Here is an 18,882-nt window from a genome sequence, read left to right on the forward strand (position 1 = left end):
GCGGAGCTCGACAAGTCCAGACAGGTCCAAACACTGCTGCTGACGGCTCTGGTCTGGACCGCTAGCTGTTGGTGGCGATCCAGATGACATGGCGCGCGCCGCGCTTGCCGTTGGCGCGCGTGTTGACTTCCTCGACAGCGAAACCTGCCTGTTTCAACCGCCGCGTGAAGCCGGCATCCGGCCCTTGCGACCATACGGCCAGGACTCCGCCCGGTCTTAGGGCGGTGCGTGCGGCGGCGAGGCCAGCCACGCTGTAGAGCGCGTCATTGCCCTTGTGGACGATGCCTTCGGGGCCATTGTCGACGTCGAGCAGGATCGCGTCCCAGGCAATGGGTGCGGACCGTACGAGCTGACCGACATCGGTTTCGTGGATGGTGACGCGGGGATCATCGAGCGAGCCGGCAAAAATCTCGGCCATCGGGCCGCGCGCCCAGGCGACGACGGCCGGCACCAGCTCCGCGACGACGATCTCGGCATTGTCGCCCAATTCGGCGAGGGCAGCGCGCAGCGTAAAACCCATGCCGAGCCCGCCGATCAGGATTCTCGGCCGACGATGACCCGCAATCCGCTGGCAGGACAGTTTTGCCAGCGCGTCCTCGGAGCCGCTCAGCCGGCTGTTCATCAGCTCGTTGGTACCGAGCATGATCGAGAATTCAGAACCGCGCTGTTTCAGCCGCAGTTCCTGCTGGCCATCAGGCGTTTTCGCGGACTCCAGCTGGATCCAGGGAATCACGGCTAGGCCGCGGCGGCGGCCGGCTGGCTCCAGCGGGCGGCGAGCAGCCGGTAAGGGATCAGAGCCACGACAGCGATGATCAGTTTCACGCTGAGGTCGCCGAGCGCCCAGGACACCCAGCGCATGGCGTCGACATGAAACACGCCCATCAATGGGGCGCTCTCCAGCGCAAACCCGTCGCTTGGGCCGACGAAGGCAAAGGCGGCTGAAAAGGCGACGCCGAAGAACACGAGGGTGTCGAACACCGATCCGACCAGCGTGCCGACGATCGGCGCCCGCCACCAGCTCTGCCGGCGCAAACGGTTGAACACGGTCACATCGAGCAATTGCGCGGACAGGAACGCCGCTCCGGAAGCCGCCGCGATGCGCACCAGCCGGTCGGCTGATGTCTCGAATTCGATCAGGCCATGGCGGAACAGGAAGGGCGGGACGAGGATCGAGCAGACCACCGCCGTCATGAAGCCGACAAAGACGATCCGGCGCGCCACGGCAGGCCCGTAACGGCGGTTGGCGAGGTCCGTGACCAGGAAAGAGAAGGGATAGGTGAAAGCGCCCCAGGTCAAAACGTCGGCGAGCGACAGGCCGCCGACGTTTCCCTGCATGGGAAACTGCACGAGGATGTTCGATGCCACGACGACAAGCGCCATGGCAGCCACGAAAGGCAGGTACCGCGAAAAAGAAGACATTTTTTTATCCTGGGTAATGGAACCAGCGGAGCATCATGCCGAGGCAGCGCTCGCTTCGTAATTGAGCATCGGAGTGTCGAACCTTGCGGATCTATCCGATGCTCAGCGGCCAGCAAGGAGGTTGGCCAGGCGGTCGTCCCCCGCCTTTATCTGGATGTTACGCAGCGACCTGCTCGGCAAGCTTCTTGGCGATCTGCTTCTTCAAGAGACGCGCGCGCTGCGACAGTTCCTTGACGTCGGCCTTGGCCAGGAAGGCGTCGAGGCCGCCGCGATGTTCGACCGAACGCAGCGCGTTGGCCGAGATGCGCAGGCGTACATTCTGGTTCAGCGCTTCCGAAATGAGCGTCACATTGACGAGGTTCGGCAGGAAGCGACGCTTGGTCTTGTTGTTGGCGTGGCTCACATTGTTGCCGGTCTGGACTGCCTTGGCAGTGAGTTCGCAGGTGCGGGACATGGTTCTAACCTTCAGTTCTCTCGGGGCCTGCCAAACCTTTGTACCCGCGCCGGGTGGCGCGCGGTTCTGGTCAGGCGGCCTTATGGAAAAGTTGGCGTTCCATAGTTGCATTTCACCGGGTCGTCAAGCTCCGGCTTCCGCACGGAAGCGCCCGGCTTTTCATATTAAGGCCGGATTTCACCGTATAAGCGGTCTCATAGGGACACGCCAGACCGGAGTCGCCCGCCTCCGGCCGAAACCAAGGATCCGATCCCGCCATGCCTCGTTCGTCTCACGCGCTTGTTGCCGCGCTTGTCATTGCCTTGCCGACCGCTGCGTCCGCTGCCTCGCCGCAGTCGTTCAAGGGCGAATACACGGTGTCGTTCCTTGGTCTCTCGATCGCCAGATCGACCTTTTCCAGCCATTATGAGAACGGTGCCTACGCGATCGAAGGCAGTGTCTCGGCGGCGGGTCTGGCCAAGCTGTTCGACGACACGCGGGGCACGATCTCGTCAAAAGGCACGATTTCGGGCCAGAAAATGGTGCCGCAGGCGTTTCGGGCCGACTACACTTCCGGCAAGAAGGCGTCTTCGATCGACATTCGCTTTAGCAATGGCAACGTGACCTCGACGCGGGTGATCCCCGCTCCGGGCAAGCGCGATCCCAAGGCCTGGGTGCCGCTCGGCGCCGGCGACCTGGCATCGGTGCTCGATCCGATGGCGGCGACCGTCATCCATGCCGACAGCCTCGACCAGGTCTGTGGCCGCAAGGTCAAGTTCTACGATGGTGAGATGCGCGCCGACCTGACGCTGACCTACGCCTCGAAAGGAACGATCTCGGTGCCGGGCTACAAGGGCGACACCGTCACCTGCCAGATGGGTTTCGAGCCGGTGGCGGGCTATCGCAAGGGCCGCAAGGCGCTCAATTATCTCAAGAACAAAAGCCGCATGATGGTGACGTTTGCACCGCTCGGCCAAACCGGCGTATATGCGCCGATCCACGCCACGGTCGGAACGCAGATCGGCACCTTGACCATCAGCGCCAGACGGTTCGAAGCGGTACAATAAGGCACGCCACCGGGACAGAACGGGCGCGCCACTGGAGACAAAATGGGGCGCGCGACACTGATCGGCTTTTCGGCGGTCGCCATGTGGGCATTGCTCGCGTTGCTGACGGATGCGTCCGGCAAGGTGCCGCCATTCCTGTTGTCGGCCATCACCTTCTCGATCGGCACAGGCGTAGGGTTTGTCGCGCGACTGTTCATGCCGGCCACCGACAGGAGCCAAAAGATCCCTCCTCAGGTCTGGGTGATCGGCATTGCCGGCCTCTTCGGCTACCACTTCTTCTACTTCACCGCGCTGCGCAACGCGCCGGCGGTCGAGGCGAGCCTGATTGCCTATCTCTGGCCGTTGCTGATCGTGCTGGGCTCGGCGCTGATGCCGGGCGAGAAGCTGGCCTGGAACCATGTCGTCGGCGCGCTGCTCGGCCTTGCCGGCACTGTGCTGATCGTCACCAAGGGCGGCGGCCTGGCCTTCGATGCGCGCTACGCCTTCGGTTACGCCATGGCCGCCGTCTGCGCCCTGCTATGGTCGTCCTATTCCTTGCTGTCACGACGTTTCCCGTCGGTGCCGACCAGCATCGTCACCTGGTTCTGCGCGGCAACCGCCGTGCTGTCGCTCGTCTGCCACCTGGCGCTGGAACAAACGGTTCTGCCTGACGGCGCCGGCCAGTGGCTGGCCGTGCTCGGGCTCGGCCTGATGCCGGTGGGCGCGGCCTTCTATGCCTGGGACATCGGTGTCAAGCGCGGCAACATCCAGGTGCTGGGTGCCGCGAGCTACGCGGCGCCGCTGCTGTCGACGCTGGTGCTGATCGCGGCCGGCGTCGCCGAACCGTCGCTGCGCATTCTGGTCGCCTGTGTGCTCATCACCGGCGGCGCGGCGCTAGCGGCAAAATCGCTGTTCCTGCGCAAGCCGGCCACGGAGAGCGGAGCCGGGACATCCGAAGGCGGAGCCAGGGCATCCGAAGGCGGAGCCAGGGTATGACGATGCCGTTTGCCGGGGGCATCGACGGCAACGCCAATGCGACGCTGATCTTTTCGCTGGTGGCGGCGGTGATCTATGGCTTCACGCTTGGCACGCCGCCGACGCTGGGCCGCTCGGCGGCAAAGACACTTGCCGTCGCGATGCTCGCGGTACTTGCCGCAATACAAGGCGGGCCGCTGCTGCTGGTCGCCGCCCTTGCGCTGAGCGCCATTGGCGATGCCTTCTTGTCGCGCGACGGCGAAAAAGCCTTTCTGGGTGGACTGGCCAGTTTTCTCGTCGCCCATATCGTCTATGTCGCGTTGTTGCTGCGCAGCGGTGCCGGATTGGAGTTGCTTGGCGCCGAGCCCTGGCGCAGCGCGATCGCGCTGGCCATGGCGGTGTTCGCGATCGTCATGCTGGCCGCGCTTTGGCGCCGCGTTGGTCCCGGCTTACATATACCGATTGCCGTCTATGTCGTGGCGATCCTGGCGATGGGCATGTCGGCGCTAACGACAAGCAATGTCTGGGTGATCGGTGGCGCCGTGCTGTTCATGGCATCGGACGGGCTGCTCGCCATGGAGAAATTTTTAGTGGCCGCCGTCTCGCAGCATCGCGCCTGGATGCGTTTCACCGTGTGGGTTCTGTACTATGCCGCCCAACTGGCGGTCACGCTGGGATTCCTGCTGGGTTAAATCGGCTTCGGCTGCCAGCCCGGCTCGGCCAGTTCGAAGGCGGCGAAATCAAAACCCGGCGCCACCGTGCAGCCGACCAGCGTCCATTCGCCCAGTGTGCGCGCCGATTGCCACCAGCCCGCCGGCACGATGATCTGCGGCCGTTCACCCGCCGCGAGCTCGACGCCGAGAACCTGCTCGATAATGGCGCCGCCTTCTTCCCACATCGACAGCGCCAGAGGCGCGCCGGCATAAAAGTGCCAAAGCTCGGCGGCGTCCCTGACCCGATGCCAGGCCGAAACCTGATGCTGTTCCAGCAGGAAATAGATGGCGGTCGAATGGCCGCGCGCACCACCGGCTTCGTCGCGAAAGGTTTCCGCGTACCAGCCGCCTTCCGGATGCGGCTTCAGGGCGAGCGTTGCTATGATTTCCGCGGAACTGGTCATCGGCAGATAGCTGGCATGGTGGTCAGAAATTGTCCTTGCGCTTGCGGATTTCGGCGAAGACCTCGGCATCCCCGGCCTTTTCCATGCCGAGATGCTTGCGGATTGCCGGATCGTGCCAGCGCAGGAAGGGATTGGTCGACAGTTCCTCGCCGATCGTCGTCGGCAGCGTCGGCTTGTTGTCGACCCGCAGCGCCTCGATCCGCGCGGCGCGCTCCTTCAACGCCGAATTGGTGGGGTCGACGCTCAGCGCGAAACGGGCATTGGCGAGCGTGTATTCGTGGCCGCAATAGATTGTCGTCTCGGCGGGAAGGGCCGCGAGCTTCCGCAGCGATTCGTACATCACCGGCGGCTTGCATTCGAACAGCCGTCCACAACCCAGCGCAAACAGCGTATCCGCGGTGAACGCCACTTTCGATAACGGCAGATGGTAGGAGACATGGCCAGCGGTATGCCCGGGCGTGGCGATCACTTCGATGCGCTCATGGCCGAGATGCAGGACGGAGCCTTCTTCGACGGTTTCATCGATGCCGGGGATCTTGGCCTTTTCCGCCTCCGGGCCGACGATGCGCAGCTTGAAGCGCTCCTTGAGCGCCAGATTGGCCTCGACGTGATCCATATGATGATGCGTGGTCAGGATCATCGTCGGCGTCCAGCCGGTGCGCTTGATCGCGGCCAGGATCGGCGCTTCCTCGGGCGCGTCGATAATCGCGGTCTGGCCGCTTTCGGGGTCATGCACCAGCACGCCGAAATTGTCGGTGCGGCACATGAACTGTTCGATTTCGACCGGCATCGCATTTCTCCATTTGCCGCCGCAGACATAGGGCGCCGCTGCGTGAATGTCATCCCGGATGAGAAAGCGAATGTCATCCCGGATGGCGAGCAAAGCGAATGTTATCGTGGGATGTCAAATTGACATCCGCCGTGCCGGCCGCTTTGGCCTTTTGTTGAATCCGGCTGACATCACGGCTACATCCCTGACATGCATTCCGACATCGTCGACCTTCGTTCCTTCTATTCGACAACGCTCGGCCGGTTCGCCGAGCGCTCGATCACCATGGCGCTGTCGTCGATATGGGCCGCGGTGCCCAATGAGCGGCTGGTCGGCCTGGGCTATACCTTGCCCTGGCTGGAACGCTTCGGCACCGACGCCGAGCGGGTCTTCGCCTTCATGCCGGCGACCCAGGGCGCCGTGGTCTGGCCGGCGGCCGGGCCAACGGCGACGGCCCTGGTGTTCGACGAGGAACTGCCACTGGTCGATTCCTGCATCGACCGCATGCTGCTCGTCCATTCGCTCGAACACGTCGAAAACCCGCGTGAAACGCTGAACGAGATCTGGCGGGTGCTGTCGCCGGCCGGGCGCGTCGTCATCGTCGTGCCAAACCGGCGCGGTGTCTGGGCGCGCTTCGAACATACGCCGTTCGGCAATGGGCGGCCCTTCTCACGCGGGCAGCTCACCGAATTGCTGCGTGAGGCGAATTTCACGCCCGCCGCCTGGTCGGATGCGCTGTTCTTCCCGCCATCGCGGCGGCGTTTCATGATGCGCTTCCACAATGTGCTGGAGCGCGCCGGCCGGAGGCTGTGGCCGATCTTTTCCGGCGTCATTGTCGTCGAAGCGCAGAAACGGCTCTATCAAGGCGTGCCGGTGGCCCAGCGTGCGTCCCGCCGCGTCTTCGTGCCGGTGCTGTCGCCGCATGGCGCGACACGGCTCGGCCGGCGGGCCGAGGCAAGGGGTGTGGCATCGCCCCGGCAAGTGACACCTTCGTGATCGCGATGGAAACTTGCATCGCGCCGCGTCTTTCCGACCTATCTGTCGTGCTGGGCTCGCGGAGTGGTTGAGGGGCTGCCGCCGTCGGCTCCCTTCATCCGGTTTCAGCTTCGCTACTGAACGCAAGGACCTCGGCCATGGCTGATCAATTGGACAATCAGGCCACCATTCAGCCGGTCGCCGTCGCCAGCAGCCTGCGCGATCAGGTGGCGACGATCAAGCGGGCGCTGATCGGATCGCCGGTTCGCAAGTGGTTGCTGTGGACGTCGCTCGGCATCATGGGCGTCATTATCGCGACGTCGATCGGCCAGGTCTTGCTCAACCGCTGGAACCAGCCCTTCTACGATGCCCTCGCGCGCCGCGACATGGCGGCCTTCCTGCATCAGCTGATGGTCTTTGCCATGATCGCCGGCGGACTGCTGGTGCTCAATATCGGCCAGACCTGGCTCAACCAGATGATCCGGCTGAAGTTGCGCGAGGCGCTGACGCTGGACCTGATCGACCAATGGATGCGGCCGGCGCGCGCCTTCCGGCTGGCCAATGCCGGCGCCATCGGCGTCAATCCCGACCAGCGCATGCAACAGGATGCCGCGCATCTCTCGGACCTGTCGACCGATCTTGGTGTCGGCCTGCTGCAGTCGTTCATCCTGCTCGTGTCCTTTGTCGGTGTGCTGTGGGAACTGTCTTCGGGCTTCGTCTTCCACGTCAACGGCTGGTCGCTGGCGATACCGGGCTACATGGTTTGGGCCGCGTTCCTCTATGCCGGTACCGCCTCGTGGCTGAGCTGGCTGGTCGGGCGGCCGCTCATCAGCCTCAACAGCGACCGCTATACGCGCGAAGCGGAGCTGCGCTCCTCGATGGTGCGCGTCAACGAGAATGTCGATGCCATCGCGCTGTACCGTGGGGAGGATGACGCCAAGCGACGGCTGCAACTCGACCTCGGCACGGTGCTGGGCGCCATGCGGCGCATCTACACCGCCCAGATCAATCTGTCCTGGGTAACCGATACTTATGGCTGGATCACGGTCGTGGCGCCGATCCTGGTCGCCTCGCCGGTCTATTTCTCGGGGGATATCAGCTTTGGCGGGCTGATGATGGCGGTCGGGGCCTTCAACCAGGTCCACTCCTCCCTGCGTTGGTTCATCAACAACATCGGCAGCATTGCCGACTGGCGCGCCACGCTGATGCGTGTCGCCGACTTCCGCATCGCGCTCGATGAAACCGATGTGCTGCACGACAAGGAGAAGCGCATCGAATTCGCCGACAACGCCAATGGCAACCTGACGTTCGAGAAGCTTCAGGTGGCATCGCCGGACGGATGCACCAAGCTCGCCGACCAGCATGTCGAAATCCATGCCGGCGAGCGCGTCATGATCACCGGTGAACCGGGCGCCGGCAAGACGCTGTTCTTCCGCGCCATTGCCGGGCTGTGGCCGTGGGGCAGCGGGCGGATCGGCCTGCCGGCGGGGGAAACCATCATCTTCGTGCCGCGTGTGCCCTATTTGCCAGCCGGCACGCTGCGCGAGGTCCTCAATCACCCGAACGGGCATGCGCCGGCGAACGACGCCGACATTTCAGCGGTGCTTGCCGAGGTCGGTCTTGGACGGCTGTCGTCGTCGCTCGACCGCGTCGGACGCTGGGACCATGAGTTGGGCGATGACGAACAGCGATTGCTTGGCGTGGCCAGGCTCGCCTTGCGACAGCCAAAATGGGTGATCATCGACGAAGCCATGGATGCGTTCGACGGACCCTCGCTGCGGCGCGTGCTGTCGCTGCTGGAGAAGCGCCTGCCCGGCGCCGCGATCATCAACATCGGGCGCGGCCAGCACAACAATCAGTTCTTCCCGCGTTCCCTGACGATCGTTAAGGATTCCGACGCGCCCGCGCTGAAACCTGCCCACGTCAGGGCGGGTGCCATCGAGCCGCCGCCAGCCGCGGCAAGCCTCCACCACAGGAAGTAGCAGTTTTCCCCCGTTGCGGCCCGTTGCCTGGCCGCCAAGGCCCTGGCGGTCGGCATCTCGCTGCCGGACGAGAAGGAATGCGCCCTGCAACGCTCCGTGCTCGATCGCTGAGCTGTCGCCGGTCAGGCCGGTGGAATTCCAAACTTGCCACGAACTTCGTCGTAGAGGTCGCGCCGCCAGCGGCGGCCGTGGAGATAACCGTTGATCAGTTCCGGCAATGAATAACCAAGCGCATCAGACGAGCGGTTGGCCATGTATCCTGCAAATGCCTGTGGTATTCGCCCCCGGAGAATATCGGCGATGATCTGCCGCGTGATCATAAAGGGAGGGACATGGGGGTAGGAGCGAGCGATGTGCGGATGCTTACTCATCAGGATCGCGTAGGCTTCGACATAGCCGTCCCTGCGGCCTGAAATCGAATTCTGCGAATTGTGCTTCGTCCAGTCGATATCTTCCGATAATTGCGCGCCGAAGCGCTGTGCGAAGCGCAGCAGAAGCTCGCGGTCCTGCATCCGGGGAATGTCGCTGTCATAGCCGCCGATGGCCAGCAAAGCCTCGCGTCTGGCTGTTATAGCCGATCCGGCTATGAAGGCCGTCTGCGCGACCACCGCCCGCTCCAGCATTGGCGGGTTCAGGAAAGCGCCGCGGTTGACGCAGGCGGTGCCGCGGCCACCCTTCACCGAGACATATGAGGAGAGCAGGACTTCGAGCGCTGGATTGTCGTCGAACCATGCCAGCGTCCGTTCGAGCCGGTGCGGCAGGAAGAGATCGTCCGAATCAAGAAAAGTCACCACGGGCGCCCGGGCTAGCTCGATGCCGGCATTCCTGGCGGCATTGGCGCCGCGCCACTTCGCGCCGACATAGATCAGCCGGGGGTCATGGATGCGGGCGAGCGCCGCCTCGGTCCCGTCCGTCGAACCATCGTCGACGACGATATGTTCAAATCGCGGCATGCTCTGGGAAAGCACGCTTTCGACGGCGCGGAGCACCGTTTCGCGCCGGTTGTGAGTCGGCGTGATCACCGTGACGAGGGGCGCCTGTTCGGTCTTCCCGATCATATCACGTAGGCCGCCTCCAGCGCGTAAACACCCTTCGCGCCAGGTCCTTTGATCATCGGGATGGCTAAATGGATCGGACTTCCCCCTGGATGGGCCTCATCGGATTCGGTGCGACGCTACAAAAAACAACCTGCCATGTCACCCCGTCGTGCCGTCGTTCGACCGACCAGGTATGATGAATTCCAGCTCATGGCGCTTCAACTGCAACACTTTCGCACCCGCTGAAAGACGCGCGGCCACCCTCAAGGATTGGCAGTCGCGCCTGCGGGCGTCGCCCATTTCATTATCGCTTCAGCAGGAACACTGCTTGTTGGCCAAAGAAATTCCAGAACCACCATGGCATCGACAGGCCGATCTTCTGGCCGTTGGCGTCGAGCGCGGTCGCCTTCTCCACTGTCGCGCCAAGCTCTTCGCACAAATTGACGAAGTCTCGGATCGTGCAGAAGTGGATGTTGGGCGTGTCGTACCAGGAATAGGGCAGGTCGCTGGTCACAGGCATGCGGCCCTTGACGAACAGCGACAGGCGCACCCGCCAGTGACCGAAATTGGGGAAAGACACGATTGCCCGGTTGCCGATCCTGAGCAGCTCGTCGAGCACCAGCTTCGGGTTGCGGGTGGCCTGCAGGGTCTGCGACAGGACAACGAAGTCAAAGCCCTTGTCGGGATAGAATTCGAGATCGGTGTCGGCGTCGCCCTGGATGACACTGAGACCGCGCGCCACGCATTCGTTGACGCCACGCTGCGACAGCTCGAGTCCGCGACCATCGACCTGCTTGGTGTCCTGCAGCAATTCGAGCAATGAGCCGTCGCCCGAGCCGACGTCGAGCACACGCGATTGCGGCGGGATGAGGTTGGCGACGACCTCGAGGTCGACGCGTTGGCTGCCGTTGACGCTCATGGCTTCGCCTCGTGGACGGCGCATGGCCTTGGTCCGAAACGTCTGCAACTTTTCGGGGTCATGCGCTGAGCCCCCTGGCGCGCGCGGCCGAGCCGATGAAGCCGTTGATGGCGGCAAACAGTTCCGGCTCGTCGAGCAGGAAGGCGTCGTGGCCGCGATCGGTCTCGATCTCGACGAAGGATACCGAGGCGCCGGCGGCGTTGAGTGCGTGGACGATGGAGCGGCTCTCTTCTGTCGGGAACAGCCAGTCCGATGTGAAGGACACCAAGCAAAAACGGGTTTTCGTGCCGGCGAAGGCGTCGGCCAGCCGGCCGCCATGGTCGGCGGCGAGGTCGAAATAATCCATCGACCGCGTCATGTAGAGATAGGAGTTGGCATCGAAGCGGTCGACGAAGGTCATGCCCTGGTGGCGCAGATAGCTCTCGATCTGGAAGTCGGCGTCGAAGCCGAAGGTCAGCGCTTCGCGGTCCTGCAAATTGCGGCCGAATTTTCGGTGCAGGGCGGCTTCCGACAGATAGGTGATGTGGGCGGCCATGCGCGCCACCGCCAGCCCTTTCTCCGGACGCTTGCCGTGCTCGAAATATTTGCCGCCATGCCAGTCCGGATCGGCCATCACAGCCTGCCGCCCGACTTCGTGGAAGGCGATGTTCTGTGACGAATGGCGCGCCCCGGTGGCGATCGGCAGCGCCGAGAACACGCGCTCGGGATAGCTCGACGCCCATTCCAGAACCTGCATGCCGCCCATCGAGCCGCCGAGCACGCAGAACAGTTTCTCGATGCCGAAATGGTCGATCAGCATCTGCTGCGCGCGCACCATGTCGCGGATGGTGATGACCGGCAGGTCGAGGCCATAGGGTTTACCCGTGGCCGGGTTGGTAGAGGCCGGACCGGTGGAACCCAGGCAGCCGCCGATGACATTGGAGCAGATGACGAAGAAACGGCTGGTATCGATGATCTTGCCCGGTCCGATCAGCACTTCCCACCAACCGGGCTTGCCGGTTACCGGATTTGTGCTGGCGACATGCTGGTCGCCGGTCAGCGCATGGCAGACGAGGATGGCATTGGAGCGGGCATCGTTCAGCGTGCCATAGGTCTGGTAGGCGATCTGGAACGGCGACAGCAACGTACCCGCATCGAGCTTGAGCGGCTTGTCGGGCCCGAACCGCAACACCGGGCTCGACGGTTGGTCGGCCTCGTTGTTGGTCTTTCCTGCACGCAGAGCGGCCATCACGTCTCTCTTGCTGCACCGTGCGCTCGTGGAAATCGCTGCCGATCTCCGCCGCCGATGCGTCCGTCCGGCCGGTCGCGGACAACAAAAAACCGGCATTGCCTTCGCAAAGCCGGTTACGTCACGCAAACGGCCCTTTAGCGAATTGTTTAACGTGGCTGCAAGCCGACCGGCCAAATCACCACGGAACTGTCATCGTCTTTCTAGAACCCGCCTGCCTCGCCGTCAATGGCGGCGGCTGGCACCGCTGCCACCTCTCGACATTGCGTGCCATGGCTTGTATCTCCGCAGCGGCCTCCGGATGGAGGGGTTTTCGACGGATTTTGCAAGATATGAACCAGACACCGGATCAGGCACGTCCAACTCCGCGCGCGGGCATCATGGATATAGAGGCCTATGTGCCCGGCAAAAGCTCGGCGGCCGCCGGTGTGGCCAAGGTCTACAAGCTGTCGTCGAACGAGAATCCGCTTGGGCCTTCGCCGAAGGCGATCGAGGCCGCGCGCGAGGTCGCCGGCAAACTCGACATCTATCCCGACGGCAGCGCCAGGCGGTTGCGCGAGGCTATCGCCGAGGTGCATGGCCTCAACGCGCAAAACATCATCTGCTCCAACGGGTCGGACGAGATCCTCGGCCTGTTGGCGCAGACCTATCTCGCGCCGGGTGACGAGGCTATGTTCACCGAACACGCCTTCATGGTCTACAAGATCTACATCCAGTCGGCAGGCGCCACCCCGGTCGTGGTCAAGGAGACCGACGAGCGCGCCGACATCGATGCGATGCTGGCGGCCGTCACGCCGCGCACGAAAATCGTGTTCCTGGCCAATCCCAACAACCCGACCGGCACCTATGTCCCTTTCCAGGAGGTGCGCCGCCTTCATGCCGGACTGCCGGGAAATGTGCTGCTGGTGCTCGACGCGGCCTACGCCGAATATGTCCGCCGCAACGATTACGAAGCCGGCATCGAGCTGGCCGGCAGCGCCGAGAACGTGGTGATGACCCGCACCTTCTCCAAGATCGGGCTCGGCGGCGCGCGCATCGGCTGGATGTATGGTCCCCTGCATATCGTCGACGCCATCAATCGTGTACGCGGCCCCTTCAACGTCAATGCGACAGCGATCGAGGCCGGCATCGCCGCGATCCGCGACCGTGCCCATGTCGAGCGTAGCGTGGCGCATAACGAGACCTGGCTCACCTGGCTGAGCGGCGAAATGACCGGGCTCGGGCTGCGCGTGACGCCGAGCGTTGGCAATTTCCTGCTCATTCATTTTCCCGACGATCAGAAGCATTCCGCGGCGGCGGCTGACGATTATCTGAGCGCGCGCGGCTATATTCTGCGGCGCGTTTCAGGTTACGGCTTTCCCAACGCGCTTCGCATGACCGTCGGCACTGAAGAGGCCAATCGCGGCGTTGTCGCCGCGCTCACGACATTCCTGAAAAGCTAGAACGTCTAAAGAGCTGGAACACCATGGCATCACCGATGTTCGAAAAGATCGCGCTGGTCGGTATCGGCCTGATCGGCTCGTCTCTGGCCCGCGTCATCCGACGCGAGGGCTTGGCTCGCCATGTCGCCATCTCGACGCGCAGTGCGGCAACGCTCAAGCGAGCCGAGGAACTGGGCCTTGGCGATTCCTACACCATCGATGCCGGGGACGCGGTGCGTGATGCCGATCTGGTCGTTGTCTCGGTGCCGGTCGGCTCATCCGGCGCTGTAGCGGAGGAAATCGCGCCGGCGCTGAAAAAGGGGGCGATCCTCACCGATGTCGGCTCGACCAAGGCCTCGGTCATCGCGCAGATGCAGCCGCATGTGCCTGAAGGCGTCCATTTCATTCCTGGCCATCCGCTGGCGGGCACCGAAAAATCCGGCCCGGATGCCGGGTTTGCCGACCTGTTCGACAACCGCTGGTGCATCTTCACGCCGGTGCCGGGCACCGATCCGGAAGCGCTGGAACGGCTGTCGGAATTCTGGCGCCGCTGCGGCGCCAACATCGACACGATGGACCCGCAGCATCACGACATGACGCTGGCCATCGTCTCGCATCTGCCGCACATCATCGCCTACAACATCGTCGGCACCGCCGACGATCTGGAATCGGTGACCAAGACGGAAGTGATCAAATATTCCGCCTCCGGTTTTCGCGATTTCACGCGTCTGGCTGCCTCCGATCCGACCATGTGGCGGGACGTGTGCCTGCACAACAAGGATGCCATCCTGGAAATGTTGGCGCGGTTCTCGGAAGACCTGGCGTTCCTGCAGCGCGCCATCCGCTGGGGCGACGGCGACAAGCTCTTCGACCTGTTCACCCGCACCCGCGCCGTGCGCCGCTCGATCATCGAGGCGGGCCAGGATATCGACGCGCCCGATTTTGGCCGCCAGGCGGTCGAGCATCCGGCAAAGAGCTAGGTGATTTCAACCGGCCAGGCGGTTGCCATCATGGCGAGCGTCTCCGCCCGATCCGGCGCGCCCAGCCGGCCGCCGAAGCGCAGGCACTTGAGCGCGGCGGCCGCGCTGGCAAAGCGCAGTGCGTGCTCGACCGCCATGGCTTCCGCCAGCCCGACGGCAAAGGCGCCATGAAAGACATCGCCGGCGGCCAGCGTGTCGACCGCCTTGACCCTCGGTGCCTCGACATGGCGGGATGATCCGGCGCTTCGGTCGAACCACCAGGTACCCGCCGCGCCGCCGGTGACCGCGACGAACGCATCGGTGCGGGACGCCAAATCGGTGCAGGCGGTCTCCAGATCCAGCGCGTGGCCGCATATGATGCGGACCGCCGGCTCCGAGGCGACGATGTGCGAGGCGAGCGGCAATAATCGCTCCAGTACCGCCAGGGGCGCGGTATCGGCATCGAGTATGGCTGGGCGGCCGGCGGCGCGCGCCGCCTTAAGGGCAAGCGCCGCGGCGCCCGGCCAGCGCACGTCGGCCAGTACGGCGTCGAATGCCGTTATGTCGGTGAACGGCAAAACCTCGGGATCGGCCTGCGCGCGCGCGTCGTAGAAAGGCACGATGATCCGCTCGCCATGCGCATCGACCAGGATCGAGGCCAGTGCCGAGCGGGCGCCGCTGACGCGGCGTACATGGCTGCAATCGACGCCCTCGGCCTCTATCCCGGCAATCAGCAGATCGCCGACCGGATCGTCGCCGGCGCTAGCCCATAGCGACACCTCGGCACCCAGGCGATGCGCGGCGCAGGCCGCGCTCGTCGCCATGCCCGAGGCGATCTGGATGCCGTCCGAGGCGATGAATTTTCCCTGATGCGTGGGCAGTGATTCGACACGAAGAATGGTGTCAAGCGTCAGTGCGCCGACGCTCAGCAGCTTTGCCGGCCCCGCCATCCGTTAGTTGACCGGCTTGATCTTGCCCAGCGGAATGAAGCCGAGGGAAGCCTTGCCCTTGACCACTTTCAGCGGCATGGACGGTTCGCTGCCAAGCAGCGCCAGGGCGCCAAAACCCTGCTCGATCGCATTCTTCTGCTCGGGTATGGCGCCGGCAAGAATAGATGCCACCGCCTTGGGATCCTTGATCCTGATCATCAGGTCGGCGTCGACGAGACCCTCGGCATCGACTGACAGCGGCCCGGAAACGGTGACGCGCGCCGTGCCGGACGACAGATCGAGGTTGCGGATTTCGATCCGCTGGCCGCGCAGGCTTTTCACCTGCGTGCCGATCAGCGCCACGCCGTTCTTCAGTGTCACGTCGCCGCTGGCATCGAGCGCCGGCAACACCCGCCCGCCGATCGCGTCGGCATCGATCTCGAGATCGCCAAAGCTGCCGACATAATCGAGATCGCCGTTGTTGGGCTGCAATTGGCCTGACGCCTTGCCGGCACTGAACAGTTCCACCGGATCGGTGTCGTCGGCCGGGTCGGTCTGGCCCGACAGGCCCTCGGCCTGCAGCGCTACACGCCGGGGCAGCGGGTACCACAATTTGACGTTGGCCTGCAGATTGTCCCAGTCGATCCAGAGCGGCATCATGCCGGGGACGGAGGTCCGGAGTGGACCGCGTAGATTGGCAACAGGCGACAAGGGCTGGACGATCTGGGCGACGGCGTTGAAGGAGCCGGCCGAGGCAGCAATGCTCTTGGCGTCGTCCTCGTAGGCGAGGTTGTCGCAAGAGACGGCAAAGCTCAGTGGATAGCCACCGACCTGGAGGTTGGCGCAACCGGCCTCGATGCCGCTCTTGTTGAGCGTGGCAACCGCCTTGTCGGCCTCGGACCGGACCCTGTTGGCCAGATAGAACCAGCCGGCGCTGTAAATGGCGAACAGCACGAGGATGAACGCGGCAAGCCACCACAGACGGCGACGGTTACCCGGTTGGCGTTCGTCACTTGACGTCATGCTTTGGCTCTCATTAACGCATGGATGGTGTGGACGGATTCTCAGGTTCCGAACACTAGGTAGACAGAGACGGATGGAAAAAACACCGGTTACCGGTGCGGTGCTGCCATTCTTTTTGCAATCAGGCGCGGTGATATGGGCGATTTTTGGGTGTTCGGCTACGGTTCGCTGATCTGGCGGCCGGGTTTCGCTCATGTCGAGACACGACGCGCCCGCCTGCATGGCTATCGCCGCTCGCTCTGCGTCTATTCCTTCGTGCATCGCGGCACGCGCCAGCGGCCCGGACTGGTGCTTGGCCTCGACCATGGCGGCTCCTGCGTCGGCCTTGCGTACCGCGTCCCTGGCGAATTGCGCGACGAGGTCATTGCCTATCTGCGCGAGCGCGAACTCGTCACCAGCGTCTATCTCGAGCGGACGCTCAAGGTTCGCCTCGACGGCGGTGGCACGGTGGAAGCCGTGGCCTACGTCGTCGACCGCAAGCATGAGCAATATGCGGGCGCGCTGGACGCGGCGGAGGCGGCGGCCGTGGTGCGCGGCGCGGTCGGCCGATCCGGTGACAACGAGGATTATGTGCTGAGCACGCTGAAGCATCTGGAAGCGCTCGAGATTCGCGACCACTGGCTGGAGGATGTGGCGCACCGGATAGCGACTTTGTGAAGCGCTGGCTCCGCGGAAAAGGGTGGCCAGGCCTTTGACCTCGATGCGGCAAGACCTAGGTTAGGCTCCGAACCCAGCCAGCGGGCGGCATCCGCCCGGTCCCAATCACCACGGAGATCCGTCTTGCAGAAACGCCGTCTCGGTCGCACCGACCTTTCCATCGCGCCGCTGGTTCTGGGTGGCAATGTCTTCGGCTGGACCGCCGACGAGAAGACTTCTTTCGATCTGCTCGATCGCTTTGTCGGAGCCGGCCTCAATGCCATCGACACGGCCGACGCCTATTCGCGCTGGGTTCCCGGCAACAAGGGCGGTGAATCGGAAACCATCATCGGCAAATGGATGAAGGATCGTGGCAATCGCGACAAGGTCGTGGTGGTCACCAAGGTCGGCTCAGACATGGGGCAGGGCCACAAGGACCTGTCGGCCGCCTATATCGAAAAGGCTGTCGATGCATCGCTGAAGCGGCTGCAGACCGAATTCATCGACCTTTACCTGTCGCACTGGCCGGATCCGACCACGCCCTATGAGGAAACCCTCGGCGCCTATGAGAAACTGCTCGCCAAGGGCAAGATCCGCTATGCCGGCTGTTCCAACCTCGACGCCGGCCAGTTGCGCGCGGCACTTGACGTGGCAAGCCTGCGCGGCCTGCCGCGCTACGAGGTGCTGCAGCCGGAATACAATCTCTATGACCGCTCCTCCTTCGATGGCCCGCTGCGCGATCTCTGCGTGGCGGAGGATATCGGCGTCATCACCTATTTCAGCCTGGCCAAGGGCTTTCTCAGCGGCAAGTACCGCAGCGAGGCCGATCTCGGCCAAAGCGAGCGCGGCGGCGGGGTGAAAGACTACCTCAATGCGCGTGGCATGCGCATCCTGGCGGCGCTGGACGCGGTGTCGGCCAGGCATTCGGCCAAACAGGCGGAAGTGGCGCTTGCTTGGGTTATCGCGCGGCCCGGCGTCACCGCGCCGATCGCCAGTGCGACCAAGCCTGAGCAGATGGACAGCCTGATCCGCGCGGCGTCGCTGAAGCTGTCCGCGGACGATATGGCCGAACTCGACAAGGCCAGCGCCTGAGGCTGCGACGCTGGTGCTGACCACGGTGCTGGCGGTGTACGGCTGACGGCCCGTGGTCAGGAGGCTTCAGGCCTTCGCGCCGAGCTCCCGAAGCCGTTTCACCGCCGTTGGCGGCAGGGCCGGCGGGTTGGATGCGCGAGATGCCTCGAGGAGAAGCTGGTCGCAGGCAGCTTCGGTCTCACCGATCAGCCGCGCCATGAACTCGTCCTTGCCCAGGCCAGGCGGTATAGGCGGCAGGAAGCGCGCCTTGACGGTGCCGGGGTAGCGCAGGAACTTGCGGCGCGGCCAATAGAGGCCAGCGACATGGGCGACCGGCACGACCGGAACGCCAAGCTGCGAATAGATTTCGACGATGCCGTATTTATAGGCCGGCTCGTCGCCCGGCGCCCGGCGCGTGCCCTCGGGATAGATGATCAGCTGGCGCGGGTTGCGCGCCATTTCTTCCTTGGTCGCCGCAACCACCGCCTTCAAGGCCTTGGAACGGCTGCCGCGATGCACCGGGATCATCCGCATCTTCAAGATGTACCAGCCGAAAAAGGGGATCCAGGTCAGCTCGCGCTTGAGGATGTAGAGCGGGTCCTGGAGGAAGGGGAAGAAGGCGATGGCGTCCCAGAAAGACTGGTGCTTGGGCGCCAGGATGAAGGAACCCTCGGGCAGGTTTTCCTGCCCGGTGATGTCGTTTTTGGTGCCGGCGATCTTGTCATAGAGCCACATCGAGGTGCGCGACCAGAATTTCGGCACGAACCAGGCGCGGTGGCGGGGCGACAGGAAATAGTACGGGGTCCAGAGGATCATCTGGACGATCAGATTGACGTAGAAGACGAAATTGAACGCCAGCGATCTGACATAGAGCATGGGGGAGGTCCGGTGAGGAAGTGTGCGTTGGTTACACCAAGCGCGGAGAAAAAGGAACGGTGCGATA

Annotated in this window: 20 protein-coding genes and 1 riboswitch; of the genes, 9 read left to right on the forward strand and 11 right to left on the reverse strand. The window is 63.8% G+C overall.

Annotated features, from left to right (window positions below; all coding sequences use genetic code 11):
* Window positions 1–61: 61 nt before the first annotated feature.
* The 3 genes from LB555_RS24845 to rpmB all read right to left on the reverse strand — a co-directional run bounded on the left by LB555_RS24845 (window position 62) and on the right by rpmB (window position 1,873).
* On the reverse strand, window positions 62–733 hold the full coding sequence (locus LB555_RS24845; protein WP_224599195.1) for a spermidine synthase: 672 nt from the start codon (window positions 731–733) through the stop codon (window positions 62–64).
* A 2-nt stretch (window positions 734–735) separates the two neighbouring features.
* The gene (locus LB555_RS24850; RefSeq protein ID WP_140712837.1) at window positions 736–1,419 is read right to left on the reverse strand and encodes a queuosine precursor transporter; all 684 of its coding nucleotides are present in this window, start codon (window positions 1,417–1,419) and stop codon (window positions 736–738) included.
* 157 nt (window positions 1,420–1,576) lie between these two features.
* Entirely contained in the window at window positions 1,577–1,873 is a 297-nt protein-coding gene (gene rpmB / locus LB555_RS24855; protein WP_010911765.1) for a 50S ribosomal protein L28, read from the reverse strand.
* 257 nt (window positions 1,874–2,130) lie between these two features.
* On the opposite strand from rpmB, the gene LB555_RS24860 reads away from it, so the two are divergent.
* From LB555_RS24860 to LB555_RS24870, 3 genes are read left to right on the forward strand one after another with little or no spacing between them, the layout of a single operon-like run.
* Complete coding sequence (locus tag LB555_RS24860) at window positions 2,131–2,919, forward strand: DUF3108 domain-containing protein (protein ID WP_015315511.1); 789 nt, start codon at window positions 2,131–2,133, stop codon at window positions 2,917–2,919.
* A gap of 42 nt (window positions 2,920–2,961) precedes the next feature.
* Complete coding sequence (locus LB555_RS24865; RefSeq protein ID WP_140874954.1) at window positions 2,962–3,894, forward strand: DMT family transporter; 933 nt, start codon at window positions 2,962–2,964, stop codon at window positions 3,892–3,894.
* Window positions 3,891–4,565 carry a lysoplasmalogenase family protein gene (locus tag LB555_RS24870; RefSeq protein WP_224684024.1) on the forward strand — a complete coding sequence of 225 codons (675 nt, stop codon included), beginning with the start codon at window positions 3,891–3,893 and terminating at the stop codon, window positions 4,563–4,565. Before LB555_RS24865 ends, LB555_RS24870 begins: the two co-directional genes overlap by 4 nt.
* On the opposite strand, the gene LB555_RS24875 is transcribed toward LB555_RS24870, so the two are convergent.
* Window positions 4,562–4,990 carry a cupin domain-containing protein gene (locus tag LB555_RS24875; protein WP_224684025.1) on the reverse strand — a complete coding sequence of 143 codons (429 nt, stop codon included), beginning with the start codon at window positions 4,988–4,990 and terminating at the stop codon, window positions 4,562–4,564. The two genes, LB555_RS24870 and LB555_RS24875, sit on opposite strands and share 4 nt — an antisense overlap.
* Before the next feature lie 22 nt (window positions 4,991–5,012).
* Window positions 5,013–5,780: a hydroxyacylglutathione hydrolase gene (gene gloB / locus LB555_RS24880; protein ID WP_224684026.1), complete on the reverse strand. Its 768-nt coding sequence runs from the start codon at window positions 5,778–5,780 to the stop codon at window positions 5,013–5,015.
* A 189-nt stretch (window positions 5,781–5,969) separates the two neighbouring features.
* Between gloB and LB555_RS24885 the strand changes: the two genes are divergently transcribed.
* Window positions 5,970–6,755, forward strand: coding sequence for a class I SAM-dependent methyltransferase (locus LB555_RS24885; protein WP_015315516.1), 786 nt, complete (start codon window positions 5,970–5,972; stop codon window positions 6,753–6,755).
* A 137-nt stretch (window positions 6,756–6,892) separates the two neighbouring features.
* Window positions 6,893–8,716, forward strand: coding sequence for an ABC transporter ATP-binding protein/permease (locus tag LB555_RS24890; protein ID WP_015315517.1), 1,824 nt, complete (start codon window positions 6,893–6,895; stop codon window positions 8,714–8,716).
* Between the two features lie 122 nt (window positions 8,717–8,838).
* Here the strand turns inward: LB555_RS24890 and LB555_RS24895 are convergent, their stop codons facing one another.
* The 3 genes from LB555_RS24895 to metX all read right to left on the reverse strand — a co-directional run bounded on the left by LB555_RS24895 (window position 8,839) and on the right by metX (window position 11,900).
* Window positions 8,839–9,774: a glycosyltransferase family 2 protein gene (locus tag LB555_RS24895; protein WP_140616813.1), complete on the reverse strand. Its 936-nt coding sequence runs from the start codon at window positions 9,772–9,774 to the stop codon at window positions 8,839–8,841.
* Between the two features lie 283 nt (window positions 9,775–10,057).
* A complete protein-coding gene (gene metW, locus LB555_RS24900; RefSeq protein WP_015315519.1) occupies window positions 10,058–10,672 on the reverse strand; it encodes a methionine biosynthesis protein MetW in 615 nt (204 codons plus the stop codon).
* Window positions 10,673–10,730: 58 nt separating this feature from the next.
* Window positions 10,731–11,900 (reverse strand): homoserine O-acetyltransferase MetX, encoded by a 1,170-nt coding sequence (gene metX / locus LB555_RS24905; RefSeq protein WP_023770805.1) that lies wholly within the window; start codon window positions 11,898–11,900, stop codon window positions 10,731–10,733.
* Between the two features lie 117 nt (window positions 11,901–12,017).
* Window positions 12,018–12,095: riboswitch (SAM riboswitch) on the reverse strand.
* Window positions 12,096–12,232: 137 nt separating this feature from the next.
* Between metX and hisC the strand changes: the two genes are divergently transcribed.
* Both hisC and LB555_RS24915 read left to right on the forward strand, forming a co-directional pair.
* A complete protein-coding gene (hisC, locus tag LB555_RS24910) occupies window positions 12,233–13,342 on the forward strand; it encodes a histidinol-phosphate transaminase (protein ID WP_224684027.1) in 1,110 nt (369 codons plus the stop codon).
* Window positions 13,343–13,365: 23 nt separating this feature from the next.
* On the forward strand, window positions 13,366–14,301 hold the full coding sequence (locus LB555_RS24915; RefSeq protein ID WP_015315522.1) for a prephenate/arogenate dehydrogenase family protein: 936 nt from the start codon (window positions 13,366–13,368) through the stop codon (window positions 14,299–14,301).
* On the opposite strand, the gene LB555_RS24920 is transcribed toward LB555_RS24915, so the two are convergent.
* Together LB555_RS24920 and LB555_RS24925 are read right to left on the reverse strand one after the other, a co-directional pair.
* Window positions 14,298–15,230 (reverse strand): sugar kinase, encoded by a 933-nt coding sequence (locus LB555_RS24920; RefSeq protein WP_015315523.1) that lies wholly within the window; start codon window positions 15,228–15,230, stop codon window positions 14,298–14,300. The genes LB555_RS24915 and LB555_RS24920 overlap by 4 nt on opposite strands.
* A gap of 3 nt (window positions 15,231–15,233) precedes the next feature.
* Window positions 15,234–16,232 carry a DUF2125 domain-containing protein gene (locus tag LB555_RS24925; protein WP_140662853.1) on the reverse strand — a complete coding sequence of 333 codons (999 nt, stop codon included), beginning with the start codon at window positions 16,230–16,232 and terminating at the stop codon, window positions 15,234–15,236.
* A 135-nt stretch (window positions 16,233–16,367) separates the two neighbouring features.
* Between LB555_RS24925 and LB555_RS24930 the strand changes: the two genes are divergently transcribed.
* Both LB555_RS24930 and LB555_RS24935 read left to right on the forward strand, forming a co-directional pair.
* Window positions 16,368–16,889, forward strand: a complete 522-nt coding sequence (locus LB555_RS24930) for a gamma-glutamylcyclotransferase (RefSeq protein ID WP_015315525.1) — start codon at window positions 16,368–16,370, stop codon at window positions 16,887–16,889.
* 123 nt (window positions 16,890–17,012) lie between these two features.
* Entirely contained in the window at window positions 17,013–17,960 is a 948-nt protein-coding gene (locus LB555_RS24935) for an aldo/keto reductase (RefSeq protein WP_140662851.1), read from the forward strand.
* A gap of 66 nt (window positions 17,961–18,026) precedes the next feature.
* On the opposite strand, the gene LB555_RS24940 is transcribed toward LB555_RS24935, so the two are convergent.
* Complete coding sequence (locus LB555_RS24940; RefSeq protein WP_015315527.1) at window positions 18,027–18,815, reverse strand: lysophospholipid acyltransferase family protein; 789 nt, start codon at window positions 18,813–18,815, stop codon at window positions 18,027–18,029.
* Window positions 18,816–18,882 lie beyond the last annotated feature (67 nt).

It is taken from the genome of Mesorhizobium sp. BR-1-1-10 (assembly GCF_020165595.1).
GTDB classification, from domain to species: domain Bacteria; phylum Pseudomonadota; class Alphaproteobacteria; order Rhizobiales; family Rhizobiaceae; genus Mesorhizobium; species Mesorhizobium australicum.